Source organism: Sphingomonas sp. Root720 (assembly GCF_001428605.1).
Lineage (GTDB): Bacteria > Pseudomonadota > Alphaproteobacteria > Sphingomonadales > Sphingomonadaceae > Rhizorhabdus.
The window spans coordinates 55,421-69,886 of the sequence record NZ_LMID01000014.1; the positions used below are offsets into that span (position 1 = coordinate 55,421).

12 protein-coding genes and 1 tRNA gene are annotated in these 14,466 nt (G+C 68.5%); 11 read left to right on the forward strand and 2 right to left on the reverse strand.

The genetic code is table 11. The annotated features are described in order from the left end of the window. Positions 1 to 5: 5 nt before the first annotated feature. From ccmE to ASE22_RS21110, 5 genes are read left to right on the forward strand one after another with little or no spacing between them, the layout of a single operon-like run. Positions 6 to 494 (forward strand): cytochrome c maturation protein CcmE, encoded by a 489-nt coding sequence (gene ccmE, locus ASE22_RS21090; protein ID WP_056364674.1) that lies wholly within the window; start codon positions 6 to 8, stop codon positions 492 to 494. After that, on the forward strand, positions 491 to 2,416 hold the full coding sequence (locus ASE22_RS21095; RefSeq protein ID WP_056364310.1) for a heme lyase CcmF/NrfE family subunit: 1,926 nt from the start codon (positions 491 to 493) through the stop codon (positions 2,414 to 2,416). Before ccmE ends, ASE22_RS21095 begins: the two co-directional genes overlap by 4 nt. Continuing rightward, positions 2,413 to 2,940: a DsbE family thiol:disulfide interchange protein gene (locus ASE22_RS21100; protein ID WP_056364312.1), complete on the forward strand. Its 528-nt coding sequence runs from the start codon at positions 2,413 to 2,415 to the stop codon at positions 2,938 to 2,940. The genes ASE22_RS21095 and ASE22_RS21100 overlap by 4 nt, the downstream gene beginning before the upstream one ends. A gap of 35 nt (positions 2,941 to 2,975) precedes the next feature. Then, positions 2,976 to 3,353 carry a cytochrome c-type biogenesis protein gene (locus tag ASE22_RS21105; protein WP_414894370.1) on the forward strand — a complete coding sequence of 126 codons (378 nt, stop codon included), beginning with the start codon at positions 2,976 to 2,978 and terminating at the stop codon, positions 3,351 to 3,353. Beyond that, a complete protein-coding gene (locus ASE22_RS21110) occupies positions 3,353 to 3,985 on the forward strand; it encodes a hypothetical protein (protein WP_056364316.1) in 633 nt (210 codons plus the stop codon). The genes ASE22_RS21105 and ASE22_RS21110 overlap by 1 nt, the downstream gene beginning before the upstream one ends. Before the next feature lie 247 nt (positions 3,986 to 4,232). Here ASE22_RS21110 and ASE22_RS21115 read toward each other — a convergent pair whose 3' ends face one another. Continuing rightward, positions 4,233 to 7,082, reverse strand: coding sequence for a TonB-dependent receptor plug domain-containing protein (locus tag ASE22_RS21115; RefSeq protein WP_082545547.1), 2,850 nt, complete (start codon positions 7,080 to 7,082; stop codon positions 4,233 to 4,235). A 205-nt stretch (positions 7,083 to 7,287) separates the two neighbouring features. Continuing rightward, a complete protein-coding gene (locus ASE22_RS21120; RefSeq protein ID WP_235538187.1) occupies positions 7,288 to 8,247 on the reverse strand; it encodes an ABC transporter substrate-binding protein in 960 nt (319 codons plus the stop codon). Between the two features lie 178 nt (positions 8,248 to 8,425). Between ASE22_RS21120 and ASE22_RS21125 the strand changes: the two genes are divergently transcribed. The 6 genes from ASE22_RS21125 to ASE22_RS21150 all read left to right on the forward strand — a co-directional run bounded on the left by ASE22_RS21125 (position 8,426) and on the right by ASE22_RS21150 (position 14,462). Next, on the forward strand, positions 8,426 to 9,511 hold the full coding sequence (locus ASE22_RS21125) for a hypothetical protein (protein WP_056364317.1): 1,086 nt from the start codon (positions 8,426 to 8,428) through the stop codon (positions 9,509 to 9,511). A 138-nt stretch (positions 9,512 to 9,649) separates the two neighbouring features. Beyond that, complete coding sequence (locus tag ASE22_RS21130) at positions 9,650 to 9,877, forward strand: hypothetical protein (RefSeq protein WP_056364319.1); 228 nt, start codon at positions 9,650 to 9,652, stop codon at positions 9,875 to 9,877. 97 nt (positions 9,878 to 9,974) lie between these two features. Next, positions 9,975 to 10,059 (forward strand) — tRNA-Leu (locus ASE22_RS21135). A 415-nt stretch (positions 10,060 to 10,474) separates the two neighbouring features. Next, positions 10,475 to 12,637 carry a hypothetical protein gene (locus tag ASE22_RS21140; protein WP_056364321.1) on the forward strand — a complete coding sequence of 721 codons (2,163 nt, stop codon included), beginning with the start codon at positions 10,475 to 10,477 and terminating at the stop codon, positions 12,635 to 12,637. Beyond that, positions 12,634 to 13,374 (forward strand): hypothetical protein, encoded by a 741-nt coding sequence (locus ASE22_RS21145; RefSeq protein WP_056364323.1) that lies wholly within the window; start codon positions 12,634 to 12,636, stop codon positions 13,372 to 13,374. The genes ASE22_RS21140 and ASE22_RS21145 overlap by 4 nt, the downstream gene beginning before the upstream one ends. Continuing rightward, positions 13,371 to 14,462 (forward strand): GSCFA domain-containing protein, encoded by a 1,092-nt coding sequence (locus ASE22_RS21150; RefSeq protein WP_056364325.1) that lies wholly within the window; start codon positions 13,371 to 13,373, stop codon positions 14,460 to 14,462. Before ASE22_RS21145 ends, ASE22_RS21150 begins: the two co-directional genes overlap by 4 nt. Positions 14,463 to 14,466: the final 4 nt, after the last annotated feature.

Genomic DNA, 14,466 nt, shown 5'->3' on the forward strand with positions numbered 1-14,466 from the left:
TGGCGATCAAGGCGAAGAACCAGCGGCTGGTCCTGGCGTTGCTCGCGGTCGTCGCGATCGTCGGCGCGGCGCTGCTCGCCATGTCGGCGCTCAAGGACCAGGCCGCCTATTTCTACACGCCGGCCGATGCGAAGCGCGACCATGTCGAGCCGGGCAGGGCGGTGCGGCTGGGCGGGATGGTGCAGAAGGGCTCGATCGAGCGGCAGCCCGACGGCGTCACCATCCGCTTCGTCGTCACCGACAATGTCGACACCGTGCCGGTGCGCTTCACCGGAATCGTGCCGGACCTGTTCAAGGAAGATTCGGGCGTGGTGGCGGAAGGCAGCTTCCAGCCCGACGGCAGCTTCCTGGCGACCAACATCCTCGCCAAGCATGACGAGCGCTACATGCCGCCGCAGGTGGCGGGCGAGATGCACAAGACGGAGAGCCTGGAGCGGGAGGACGGGCCCAAAATGGGGCAGCCGACCGGCGACCAGCGAAAGGGGACCAAGTGATCGCCGAGGCAGGATTGGCCGCGCTCTGGCTGGCGGCGGCGCTGGCCGCGCTCCAGCTGGCGATGGGCTGGATGGGAGTTGCGAGCCGGCGGACCGAGCTGCTCGCGGCGGTGCGGCCGGTCGCGATCATCCAGGCGGGGCTCACCGGGCTCGCCTTCCTGGCGCTGATCTACCTGTTCGTCACGGTCGACCTGTCGGTGGCGCTGGTCGCAGCCAATGACGCCTCGACCAAGCCGCTGCTCTACAAGTTCGCCGGCACCTGGGGGAACCACGAAGGCTCGATGCTGATGTGGGTCACCATCCTCGCGGTGGCGGGCGGCGCGGTCGCGATCTTCGAGCGGCGGCTCGACGAGCGTACGCTGATCGCCACCCTCGCCGCGCAGGCGGCGATCGGGCTCGGCTTCTACGCCTTCCTGCTGTTCGCCTCGAACCCCTTCGCCCGGCTCGATCCGGCCCCGGCCGAAGGCCAGGGGCTCAACCCGTTGTTGCAGGACCCGGGGCTCGCCTTCCATCCGCCGACCCTCTATCTCGGTTATGTCGGCCTGTCGGTCGCCTTCTCCTTCGCGGTCGGCGCCCTGGTGACCCGCGACGTCGGCACCGCCTTCGCGCGGGCGATGCGCCCCTGGGTGCTCGGCGCCTGGATCCTGCTGACGCTCGGCATCACCGCCGGCAGCTACTGGGCCTATTATGAGCTGGGCTGGGGCGGCTGGTGGTTCTGGGACCCGGTCGAGAACGCCTCGCTGATGCCCTGGCTGGCGGCCACCGCGCTGCTCCATTCGGTCACGGTGCTGGCAACGCGCGAGGGCCTGCGCGCCTGGACGGTGATGCTGGCGGTCGTCGCCTTCTCGATGTCGATGGTCGGCACCTTCCTGGTCCGTTCGGGCATCCTCACCTCGGTCCATGCCTTCGCGGTCGATCCCGAGCGCGGCACCTTCATCCTCGCCTTGCTCGCCATCTACATCGGCGGGGCGCTCGCGCTGTTCGGCCTGCGGGTCGGGACGGTGCGCGAAGGGTCGCGCTTCGACGCGGTCAGCCGCGAGGGATCGCTCGTCATCAACAATCTGCTGCTGTCGGCGATCCTCGGCATCGTCCTGGTCGGCACGCTCTATCCGCTGATCGCCGAGTCGATCACCGGCGAGAAGCTGTCGGTCGGTCCGCCCTATTTCAACAGCGCGGCCGGGCCGCTGGCGCTGATCCTCGTCGCGGTGATGGCGGCGGGCCCGATCATGCGCTGGCGCCGCGACGACCTGAAGGCGACCTTGACCCGGCTGGCGATACCGCTGCTCGTCGCGGCGGCGGTGCTGCTGCTGGTGATCCTGCTGGCGCCCGGCATCCGCATCCTGCCGCTGCTCGGCTTGGTCGCCGCCGCCGGCGTCGGACTCGCCAGCCTCGCGCCGCTCTGGGGGCGCAACCTGCGCCGCACCCCGCTCTATATCTGGGGCATGGTGGTCGCGCATCTCGGCATCGCGGTCAGCATGGCCGGCATGGCGGCCGAAAGTGCCTTCACCAAGGAGACGCTGGTCGCCGCCACGATCGGCCAGCCCTACACGGTCGGCCCCTATTCGGTGCGGCTCGACGACGTGGAGCCGGTCGCCGGACCCAATTACACCGCGATCGAGGGCACCGTCACGGCGCGGCGCGGGGACGGCACGCCCTTCACGCTCCATCCGCAGACCCGCAACTTCCCCTCGCCGCAGACCGAGACCAACGAGGCCGCGATCACCACCGTGGCCGACGGGCAGCTCTATGTCGTCGTCGGCCGCGCCGACGAGCAGGGCCGCTGGCAGCTGCGCCTGTGGTGGAAGCCATTCGTGACCCTGATCTGGGCGGGCGGCGTGCTGGTCGCGCTCGGGGGCTTCCTGGCGCTGCTCGGCCGCGTCCGGCGCGAGATGCGCCACGCGCCGCCGCGGGAGTTCATATGAGAAAGCTGCTCATCTGGCTGCCGCTCGGCCTGTTCCTCGCCTTCCTGATCGTGTTCGCGGCCGGGCTGATCAGCCCCGAGAGCAAGACCATCCCGTCGAAGCTGGTCGGCAAGCCGATGCCGGCCTTCACGCTGGGCTCGGCGGTGCCGGGTAAGCCGGGGCTGAGCAGCGGCGAGCTGGCCAACGGCCAGCCGCATCTCGTCAACGTCTTCGCCAGCTGGTGCGTCCCGTGCATCGCCGAGGCGCCGCAGCTGCGCCAGCTCGCCGAGGCCGGGGTGCCGCTCTACGGCATCGCGATCCGCGACCGGCCGGAGGATCTCGCCCGCTTCCTCCAGCGCAACGGCGATCCGTTCCGTGCGATCGGCGGCGATCCCAACAGCAGCGTCCAGATCGCTCTCGGCTCGTCGGGCGTGCCGGAGACCTTCGTCGTCGACGGTCGGGGCATCATCCGCCGGCAGCATATCGGCGCGATCAATCCCGAGGACGTGCCGGGCATCATGGCGGCGCTGGGAGACGCGCGATGAGGCGGTTCCTGCCATTGGCTGCGCTTGCCCTCGCCATGTCCACCCCCGTCCTCGCCGACTCGCTGATGCCCGCGGCGAAATATGCCGACGAGCAGCTCGCCGATCCCGGGCAGGAGAAGCAGGCCAAGGCGCTGATGGAGACGATCCGCTGCCTCGTCTGCCAGGGCCAGTCGATCGCCGATTCGAACGCCGAGATGGCGGGGGACATGCGCGCGCTGATCCGTACCCGGATCGAGGCGGGCGAGAAGCCCGAGGCGATCCGCGCCTGGCTGATCGAACGCTATGGCGACTGGGTGAGCTTCAAGCCGCCGCTCGATGGATTGACCTGGCCGCTCTATGTGCTGCCGGTGCTGTTCCTCGGCCTCGGCCTCTGGATCGTGAGTGGGCGCCTCAAGCGCCGGAGGAAGGGCTGATGACCGGCTGGTTGATCTTCGTCGGTTTCGCGCTGATCGTCGCGGGATTGCTGTGGCGTTTCGGCCGCTTGCCCAAGGGCGGAATCGAGCTGGTCGCGGCGGCGCTGTTCCTCGCCGTCGCCGGCTATGCCTGGCAGGGTAGCCCCGGGCTTTCGGGCAAGCCCACCCCGGCGCCCGAAACAGCCAAGGTGCCCGACAGCGCCTTCGCGCTCGAACGCGACAAGCTGCTCGGGCAGGTCGGATCCGACGCGGATGTGCTGAGCGCCGCCGATGCCTTCCACCGCCAGGGGCTCAACCTCTACGCCGTCGGTATCATCAAGGGCGCGCTCGAGAAGCGGCCGAACAGTGCCGATCTCTGGGTCGGGCTCGGCAATGCGATGGTGGTGCATGGCGGCGGATTGATGTCCCCGGCCGCCGAGCTCGCCTTCCAGCGCGCTGCTGCGATCGCGCCCGAGCATCCGGGCCCGCCCTTCTTCATGGGTCTCGCTTATGCCCAGGCCGGACAGCTCGACCGCGCCGAAGCGGTGTGGCGCGAACTGCTCGACCGCGCGCCGGCCAACGCCTCCTGGCGCCCCGAGCTCGAACAGCGCCTGATCGAGATCGAACGGCTCAAGACCCAGACGGCCCAATAGAAAAGGGGGCGCCCCTCGCGAGGCGCCCCTTCATGGGTCTCCCTTATGCCCAGGCCGGACAGCTCGACCGCGCCGAAGCGGTGTGGCGCGAACTGCGCGCCGGCCAACGCCTCCTGGCGCCCGAGCTCGAACAGCGCCTGATCGAGATCGAACGGCTCAAACCCAGACCGCGCAATAGAAAAGGGGCGCCCCTCGCGAGGCGCCCCCTTTTTCCGTCGAACGGTCGGAGGTTTCCCGGTGCCCTCCGTCAGAACTTCTTGCGGACGCCGACCATGAAGTTGCGGCCGACCTTGTCGTAATATTGACCGTTCACCGGACCGTTCAGGATGACGTACGGCGTCATCGGCGGGTCCTTGTCGAGCAGGTTGTTGATCGCCCAGAAGAACTCGAAGTCGCGTTCCGGGCCCGCGAAGATCTTCCCGTACAGGTTGAAATAGGTGACCGACGGCACGCTGTTGTCGTTGATCGTGTTGGTCGGCAGCGTGTTGTAGGTGACGTCCTGCTTGCCCTTGCTGATGAAGATCGTCTGCAGGGTCAGCTCGAAGTCGCGGTTGCCGATCGTCTGCGACAGATTGCCGCGGAAGGTCGGGATCGATCCGAGATTGGACCAGCCATTCTCACCCGCGCGATCGATCGGCGCGGCGCCGGTGCCGGAGTCGACATAGGCGTGGAAGATGTAGGTGCCGCTCGCCGCGATGCTGTACCGGCCGCCGTTGCCGAGGAAGCCGACATTGGTCGTGTAGTTCAGCGTCATGTCGATGCCCTCCTGTTCGAAGGCGCCGACGTTCAGCGACCCCGCGACCAGGCCGGTCTGGATCCGCTCGCCGGGCGCGGCCGGATCGGGACCATAGGTGAAGAGGTTGCAGAAATAGGTTTCGCCCTGTCCGCACAGCGACGCGATATTGACCGTCGACAGGTTGGTGATCGCGTTCTTGATCTTGATATTATAATAGTCGGCCGATGCGCCGAAGCCGCGCAGCGCACCTGTGCCGCGATAGGCGAAGCCGGCGGTCCAGGTGTCGGCATATTCCGCGTCGACGTTGGGGTTGCCCGCGCTGGTGTTCTGCGGGATCACCGCGTTCTTGGTCTTGCCGTCGACGAGCAGCGTGACGTTGTTGGCCACGTTGCTGCCGGGGCTGGCCAGTTCGTTGATCGCTGGCGCGCGGATGTCGCGCGAGCGCGCGACGCGCAGGTTGAAGCCCTCGAACGGCTCCCACACCGCGCCGAGCTTCCACGCCTGCTTGCCGCCGACGCTGCTGTAGTCGGCGTAGCGATAGGCGCCGTTGAGATCGAGCTTGCGGGCGAAGCTGACGTCCGAGAGCAGCGGCACGGTGGCTTCGATATAGCCTTCCTTGACGTTGAACTTGCCCGAATAGGGCACCGCGTTGCCGGCGGTGAGGAAGCCGTTCGCCGAGGCGATCGGGTCGGCGGTCAGCCTTTGCGTCTCCCTGCGATATTCGCCCCCAAAGGCGACCACCACCGGTCCGGCCCAGGTCGAGAAGGGCTCGCCGACGATGTTCAGCGCGGCGGTGACCTGATCGTACTTCACCTTCGCCAGGCCTTCGCCCCAGATATAGTCGCGGGCGGCCTGGGTGGTGTTGCCTTCGCCGAACAGGTTCAGCGGGACGCAGCCCGCGGCGGCTGGGTTGCCCTGCAGCGCCGCGCGGCAGACGATGTTGCCGGTCGCCGGATCGCGTACCGCGTCGATCGCGAAGTTGAGGTTCTGGGTAACCGGATTCTCGGTGGTGTAGGACGAGTAGTAGTTGACGCCGTAGGAGGCGTGGGCGTCCCACTTCCACGAACCGCCGAGCTTGCCGTCGAGACCGACGGTGCCGTGCGGCGTCTCGTTGACGATGCGATAGTGGTTGATGCCGATGTCGTGGCCGATGCGGCTGATGTTGAAACTCGTCATCGTCGCGGGGATCTGCGCGCGCACCGCTTCGGGCAGGAAGGCATTGTCGCGGCGGATCGTCTGGTTCTGCAACCGCATCGGCACGCCGTCGAGGAAGCCGACCGAGCGCGAATAGCCACCTTCGATATAGCCGGTCAGATTGTCCGAGAAGTCGTAATAGAGGCTGCCATAGGCGGTGAAGCGCTTCACGTCCGGGACCAGCGCCGTTCCCTTGATGATCGACTCGCCTTCGCCGCCGATCATCGTCGAGCCGCCGGAGATCGCGCCGCGCTGGAACGGCCGGAGCGTGCCGTCCGGGTTGAACGTCATGTTGGTCAGCCCGGGGATGGAGCTGGTGATGACGCCGCCCGCGCCGAGGCTGTTGTGGACGTTCGGCGCGAGGATGAAGGCGGGCTGCCCGTTGGCCGCGCGCTGGCCGTTGCTGACGATCATCCATTCCTCGCGACCCCAGTCGCGCGAATAGATGTCGGGCACGCCGTTGTTCTTCGAATAATCGGCGCTGATCACGACATGGCCGCGATCGTCGTTGAAGCTGGTTCCGCCGATGAAGCCGCCCCGGATGGTGCGATAGTCGCCCTGCTCGGAAATGCCGGTCTGCGCGGTGACGTTTATGCCGTCATATTTCTTCTTCATGATGATGTTGACGACGCCCGACACGGCATCCGAGCCGTACACGGCGGAAGCGCCGCCGGTCACCACGTCGACCCGGTCGATCATCAGGGTGGGGAAGAGGTTGAGGTCGGTCGTCGTCGGCACGCCGAGGTTGCTGGCGGGCGCGAAGGGAACGACGCGCGATGCGTTGACCAGCACCAGGGTGCGCTGGCCGCCCAGCGCGCGCAGGTCGGCCGTGGCCTGGGCCGGGCTGGACGTGTTGGTCGCGTTGGCGCCCGGCGAGCGGGTCGCCTTGAAGGCGGGGTTCTGGTTCAGGACCTCCATCACCGTCGTGGCGGCCTGCTGCTCGATCGTCTTGGCGCCGACGATCTGGGTCGGCGTCGGGGCCTGCAGGCCGTCCTGCGCGGTACGCGACGCGGTGACGACGATCTCCTCGATCGCGCCGGTCGAATCGCTGCTTGCGGGAACGGTCTGGGCAAGGCCCGGTGCGGCGATGAACGCGGTCAGCGCCGTCGTGATCAAAAGGCGCTGCGGCCAAGCCTTTACCGAACCATGAATCTTTCGCCGTGCCATATCCGACTCCCCTCTCCAGGACGCTTATCGAACGATCGGGTTCATCTCACTATTCTGAATGTGATTCAATAAACCGGAACAAGGGGCTTGATAAGCGAAGCTGATAAAAAGGCAAGCGCAAATGCGGTAATGACTGGGTGAATTCACTTCCGCCGCCGTTACGGCATGGCTCATGCCCCCCGTGCCGGATGACAATATCGGTATCTCAATCGGGCGCTGCCAGCGCTTCCTCCAGCACGCTCGCATCGATCAGCTTCGCCAGTTCCGCCCGGCTGCGCGGCGGTCGCCGCTCCTGCACGGCAAGCCATTTCTCCTCTTCGGCCAGGATGTCGATCAGGTCGCTCGGCAGCGACGCGGGGAAGGCGAGATGCGGCCAGGATCGTGTCACTTCGTCCGGAGTGAATCCGCCCGTCCCGGCGACCAGCGCCTGGGCCGCGCGAGGGTCGGCTTCGATCGCGGCGGCGGCGGCGATCACCGCACGGACGAAGCCGACGATGCGCGCGCGCTTCGCGGGATCGGCGAGGGCGGCGGCGGTGCTGTTGAGGTTGAACATTTCCCGGTAGAGGCCCGCGCCGCTCAGTTCGATCGCATCCGCGCCGAGCGCGCGGGCGGCGTTGTCGGCATGGGGTTCCCAGATCGCCACCGCATCGACCTTCCGCTCGGCCAGCGCCTTAGCCATCTCCTCGATCGGGGAGATGCGAACGACCTCGACGTCATCGGGGCCAAGGCCGGCGCTCGCCAGCATCCGGGCGAGGAAATAACCCGAGGAGGTCGTCTGGAGCGCGGCGATTCGCTTGCCCTTCAGGTCCGCGACGCTCGCGATCCCGGCCGATCGCCGCGCCACGATCCGGTAGAAGCCCTCGGTGACGGTCAGGATGATGCGGATGTCGGGATGCGCGACCGAATAGCGCAGCGCCTGGGTCTCGGCATGAGTCGCGAGGTCGGCGGCGCCTCCATCGCCGAGGCCGGCCACCGGTGCGGCGCCGACGAGATTGGGAATGCCGCCGTTGCGGACCTCTGCCCCGGCCGGGAAATGGTCGCGGGCGGCCAGCAACACCGGTGCGATCTCCACCGTCGCCAGGCTGCCGCGCACCGCGAGCGGCGACGGGGTCGGTGCATCGGCGGGTCGCGCCACCGGTACGCAGGCCGCGAGCAGCGATGCCAACGGGATTGCGATGAGGACGCGTCGGGCGCGGTCGATCGTCACGGCATTCTCTCCCCCGTGTCAGCCTGGGTGATACTATTTCTTGGCCCGCGATCTTTTGCAAGCTACCGTCATCAGCCAGGGTGATACCATCTACCCTGCCCATATCCGGGGGGCCGCTATGGCATGGAGAAAGAGCTTGGACGATCCCGCAACCGCCATCCCGCCACCGCCATCCGCCGATCGCGACCGCTTGCGGACGCTGCTGGGCGACGCGCTCGCCGGATTTGCCGATCGCATCCCCGACGCGATGGCGCGCGAGCTGCTCCATGGCGACCATGGCTTCCTCGCGCCCTATCAACTGTCGGCGGCGCTGCTCTCGCGGCTCACGCCGGCAATGCGGGCCTGGCAGACGCCGGACGTCCTGCGCGCCATCTATCCCGAAACGCCGCTGTCGCGGACGCGGATGCAGCCGATTGCCGGGGCGCTGGCCGCGGTCGGCTGCCGCGCCTTCCCGGCCTTCTGCCATTTCCCCTATATACCGGTGGCGCACATGGCCGAGGGACGAGGAGAAGCGCCGCTGATCGTCGCGGTCCATGGCTCGAGTCGCAACGCCAAGGACCTGCGCGACGGCTTCGCCGCCTTTGCCGAGCGGCTGGGCTGCTTCGTGCTCGCACCGCTTTTTCCGATGGACCTCGACACGTCGGTGCCCGACGAGGAATATAAGCAGCTCGTTGGCGACCGGCTGCGCTACGATCAGGTCGTCTGGGCGATGGTCGAGGAGCTCTCGGCGGCCGTCCGCACCCGCTTCTCCGATATCCTGCTGTTCGGCTTCTCGGGCGGCGCGCAGTTCGCGCAGCGGCTGCTCTATGTCGATCCCGGCCGGCTGACCGCCGTCGCGCTGGGCGCCCCCAGCTACGTGACGTCGCCATCGACCGTCCGGGGCTGGTGGAGCGGCCTCGGCGACTTCGAGCGGGTCTTCGGCAAACCGGTCGACTGGACCGCGTTGCGCCGGGTGCCGGTCCAGATCCAGTGCGGCACCGAGGACCGGCTCGACTGCGACATCTATTCGGCGGAGGAGATGGCGATGGATGCGCCGGCCTACGTCGCCTATGGCCGCACCCGGCTCGACCGGGCCCGGCTGCTTCAGGACGATTATGAAGGGGTCGGCATGGCCTCGCGGCTCGAGCTGATAGCCGGAGCGGTCCATGCCTGGTCGCCGCATGTCGAAACGGCCAAGCCCTTCTTCGAACGGATCCTGCGCGGCGGCGATGCTTCGATTTGACGAGTCGGCGTCGAACTGGGTAGCGCTGCACGATCGACTGCCGCCGAAAGCCGTTCCCCTGTACGACCCCTTTCCGATCCCGCCGAAGGACACCGCCTCTCCGCCGCACCTTCCGCTCGCGGTGCGGAACCCGGCCGCGTGACGGCTCATCAGCTTCAGGCGTTGCTGGTCAACCGGCTGGTCCGCGCGCATGGCGGCAGCGGCCGCGCCTGGCGGGGCGCGGTCGGCCCTGTGCGCGTCTATGACGTCGCGACCCATCCGCATTGCAACTGGGCGGTGACGCCGTCGGGCTCGATTCGCGAGAATGCCGCGATCGAGCGGCTGTGCGATGGCGTCCGGGCCGAGCACCCCATCGTCACCCGCTGAACGCGGGCCCGCCAAGCGGACAATCCCGCTGGAAATCGGCGGGCGGCCTCTCTATAGCCTCGATTATCGATGACCGCCCGTTCGGGCCGGTCGCCATGCGGGCGTGGTGAAATTGGTAGACGCGCCGGACTCAAAATCCGGTTCCGCAAGGAGTGTCGGTTCGAGCCCGACCGCCCGCACCATCTCTTGCGATGCGACGATCAAGACGGCGCGGGAAGAAGCGACGGTTTTCTATCCGTGGCCGTTCGCCCGACGATCGAGTCGTTTGCCCGGTCGCGGCACCTGCCGGAAGCGTTCTGCCGTTCGCCTGTGGCGCTTCGTCAATTTCTACTTCGATTTCATGGGCTTATTAAATCCCAACAGATTAGACGAAAGTTTGTCCTCTACTGCTCTTTCGGCTTGCTTTGTCGGGCCGATGGGCTAAACCAGACAAGTCATTAGTCAGAATCCTCCAGCGAATAGCCCGGCCCATAAAGCCGGGTTATTCACTTTCTGGCCCCGGCGCATTCCCATCCAGCTTCATCGTCACCGCAGGCCGCGGACGTTCGTTCGATCGGCGATTCCCTCCTGCCACCGATCCGGTTAAGGCTCGGGTCGATGGCCTTGTTTGTTTTCTGGCGGGAAGCGGCGGCGAAGGGATATCCGGCCGAGCGGCTCCATGGGCTGCTCCGGGCGGAGGCGCATGTCGTTCGCGACCGGGTGATGGCGGGCCGGCAGCCCGACGTCGCGGGCGACTGGCGGTTCGCCGCCTATGCGACGCGCACCCATTTCTACGCACCCGAGGCGCAGTTCTGGCAGGAGGCCGGCCGGGGCGCCTGCGTCATCCATGGATTGATCTGGCGCACCGTCGACCGACGTCCCGTGCTGCTCGATGCGCACGCCGTGGCCGGACTTCTCGACCGGCCGGGGGCGGAGCTGCCGAGCGACGTCACCGGCGAATATGCCGTGGCACGCCTCTATCCGGACGGCACGCTCGATGCCTTTTCCGACCGGGCAGGACTGCACCAGATCTTCCACGGCGCGGGCGGCGAAGCGGTGCTGGCCAATCGCGCCGGACTGGTGGCGACGGTGCTCGACGACTGGACGCCCGATCCGGCAGGACTGCGCTGGCTGGTCGCGATCGGCTACCGGGTCGGCACCGCCACCGCCTATCGCGCGGTCACCCAGCTCGCCCAGGAGCATCGCATCGGCATCGGGCCGCGGGGCACGACCGTCGCCGCTATCGCGGATCCCGTCATCCGATTCGATGGGCCGCGCGGCTTCTCGGCGGCGCTCGATCCGCTGCTCGACGAAGGCATTGCCCAGGCGCAGGCGGCGATCGCGCTCGGCATCGCGTCCGACGGACCGATCGACCTGCCGATCACCGGCGGCAAGGACAGCCGGGTAATCCTGGCGCTCTGCCTCGCCGCCGGGCTGCGCGACCGGCTGTGCCTGTTCACGCGTGGCTATGACGGCCATCCCGATGTTGTCGCCGGCGCCGGCATCGCCGCGGCGCTCGGACTGCCGCACCGGCGCGAGGCGCCGCACGGCAGCGATGAGGCCGCGCACTGGACCCGCGAGCGCTTCTTCGACAGGCTGATGGCGCAGACCTGGCAGACCGACGGCATGGTCGGGGGCTGGGACCTGATCCTGGGCGAACGCCTCGGCACCGGGACGCTGATCACCGGCCATATGGGCGAGGTGCTCAAGGCCTATTCGAAGAAACCGCTGCCGCCCGGGCCGCTCGATCCCGTCGCGATGGTGCGGTTGCAGGCGCCGTTCGATCCGATGGGGTTGCTGCGCCCGGAGGCATGTGCGGCGATGAAGGCGCAGCTGTCGGCGCAGATGGACGCGGCGCGCGCGGCGGGCGCCGCCGAAGCCGACCTCCCCGACATCTTCTATTATCGCAACCGGCTGCCCAACTGGCTGGGCGCGATCCGTGCGATCAAGTCGTTCGAGCGCCAGCCGGTCGTCCCGCTCGGCGCGCCCGCGCTGCTGCGGCTCGCCTTTCGCCTCACGCCCGAGGAGCGCAAGCGCGAGCTGCTCCACTATGAGATCATCCGCCGCTGCGCCCCCGCGCTGCTGGCGCCGGCCTTCGCGATGCAGAGCTGGGACCCCGCGCTGGGGGAGGACATGCCGCGGGCCGCACCGATCCTGCCGGGCGCGGGGGCACCGCCGACCTTCGGCAACTGGCAATTCTCGATCAACCACAACCCCGGGATCCGCGCCGCGATCGCCGCCGAGGCGATGGCGCGCGACGACCTGACCCTGTGGGAAACGGTCGATCGCGACGCCCTGATCGATCGGCTGCATCATCGGCGGCTGGATTATTTCGACGGGATCGGCATGCTCGGCCTGGTGGTGGCGATGTTCCATGAGCGGACGATGATCCGGCCGATCCGACTCGGGGCGAGCGAACCGGCGGTGGTACCGGGCCGGCCCGCGCCCGCGCCGCCGGCTTCGGTCGATCCACCGGTCGTCATCGGCCATCTCGACGGGGTGCGCCGCGAGGGCGAAGCGGTGCTGTTCGGTGGCTGGGCCCATGCGCCCGACTGGCCGGGGGCTCAGGTCGCGATCGAGGCGCGCGCGGACGGCCGTTCGCTCGGGATCGCCGTGGCCGACAGCGACCGGCCCGACCTTGTCGCGCATGGCATTGGCGACGGGCGCCATGGCTTCTCGCTCGCGGTGCCGCTGGAGCGGCTGGACGGCGCGGAGGCCGAGATCGTGATCGGCACGTTCGACGGCGATTCGGCGATCGCGCGGGTGCCGGTCGCGCCATGAGCCGCGCGATCCTCGTCATCGGGCAGAGCCATGTCGCGGCGGTGCGCGCGGCGGCTAAGGCGCGGCGGGAGGCCGATCCCGATCGTCCGCGCACCCGCGTCATCCACACGATCGAGCCGCAATATGCGCCCGAGATCGAGGGCGAGGGCGACGATGCCCGCTTCACCCCCGCGCTCGCCGATACGATCCGCGAGCAGATCGGCCGGCACGCGCCGCTCGTCGCCTCCGCCAGCGGCGGCAATGTCCACAATGGCTTCGCGCTGATCCGCCACCCGCGCCCCTATGATTTCCTGCTGTCGGAAGAGGACGGCCCACCGCTCGACCCCGAAGCGGAGCCGATCACCGAGGCCCTGGTACGCGCCGCGCTGGAAGCGGGGCTGGATCGCGACCGCATCCGCCTGCGGGAGATCCGCCGGCTGGGCGGCGAGGCCGTCCAGCTCGAATCACCGCCGCCGCTCGCCGACGGCGCGGTCATCGCCGAACAGGCCGACGCTTTTTTCCGCGGCCGCGGCATCGCCGAGCTGGGCGTCGCCCCGGCGGGGTTGCGCTACAAGATTTGGCGGCTCCATTCGCGGATCGTCGCGGGCTATTGCGCCGGTCTCGGCCTGCGCTTCCTGCCTGTCCCGCCCGAGACGCGGGACGCCCAGGGTTTTCTCCGTCCCGAGTTCGCCGGGGATGCGACCCATGGCAATCGGGCCTATGGCGAGGCGGTGATCCGCGCGTTGGAGGCCCTGTGACCGATCGCCCGAGCGACCATCCCTATCGCAGCCTGCCCGACAGCGCCTTTTGGCGCCGCGCGGTGGCGGGGCAGGGTCCGGCGATCGATCCGCTGGCCGGAGGCTTCCTGACGCTTGGCCGCGACGACCGGGTGGCGACGGCGGGAAGCTGCTTCGCCCAGAACATCGCGCGTTACCTGAAGCGCAGCGGGTTCGATTTTCTGGTTACCGAGACCGCGCATCCGATCGTCTCGGCGGACGTGGCGGAGCGGCACGGCTACGGCCTCTACAGCGCGCGCTACGGCAACATCTACACCGCGCGGCAATTGCTCCAGCTGTTCGACCGGGCCTATGGCGACTTCGCTCCGGCCGAGGATATCTGGCTCGCCCCCGGCGGCGACCGCGTCGTCGATCCCTTCCGCCCGACGATCGAGCCGCAGGGCTATGCCGGCGAGGCGGAGCTGCGCGCCGACCGGGCGCACCACCTCGCCCGGGTGCGGGAGATGTTCGAGACGCTCGACATCTTCGTCTTCACCCTCGGCCTGACCGAGGGATGGGAATCGACGATCGACGGCGCGATCTTTCCGATCTGCCCGGGCGTGTCAGGCGGGGCGTTCGACCCGGCTCGTCACCTCTTTCGCAATTTCCGGGTGGGGGAGGTCACCGCCGACCTCTCGGCGTTCGTCGCGCGGTTGCGCGGCGTCAATCCGGGCGCGCGGATCATCCTGACCGTCTCGCCCGTCCCGCTGGTCGCGACCGCCAGCGGCAATCACGTGCTCGCCGCCACCACCTATTCCAAGTCGGTGCTGCGCGCGGCGGCGCAGGAGATCGCCGAGGACCATGACGGCGTCTTCTACTTCCCCTCCTATGAGATCATCATGGGAGCGCCCGCAGCGGCGCGCTATTTCGCCGAGGACATGCGCAACGTGACCGAGGAAGGCGTCGCCCAGGTCATGTCGGTCTTCCTGCGCCATGCCGCGGGACTCGACCTGCCGGCGCCCGCGCCAGCACCGGCTGCCACCGGGGCGGGCGACGAGACGCTCGCCGCCGCCCGCGAATGGGTGCGGGTGATGTGCGACGAGGCGCTGCTCGATCCGGACGGCGACTGACGGG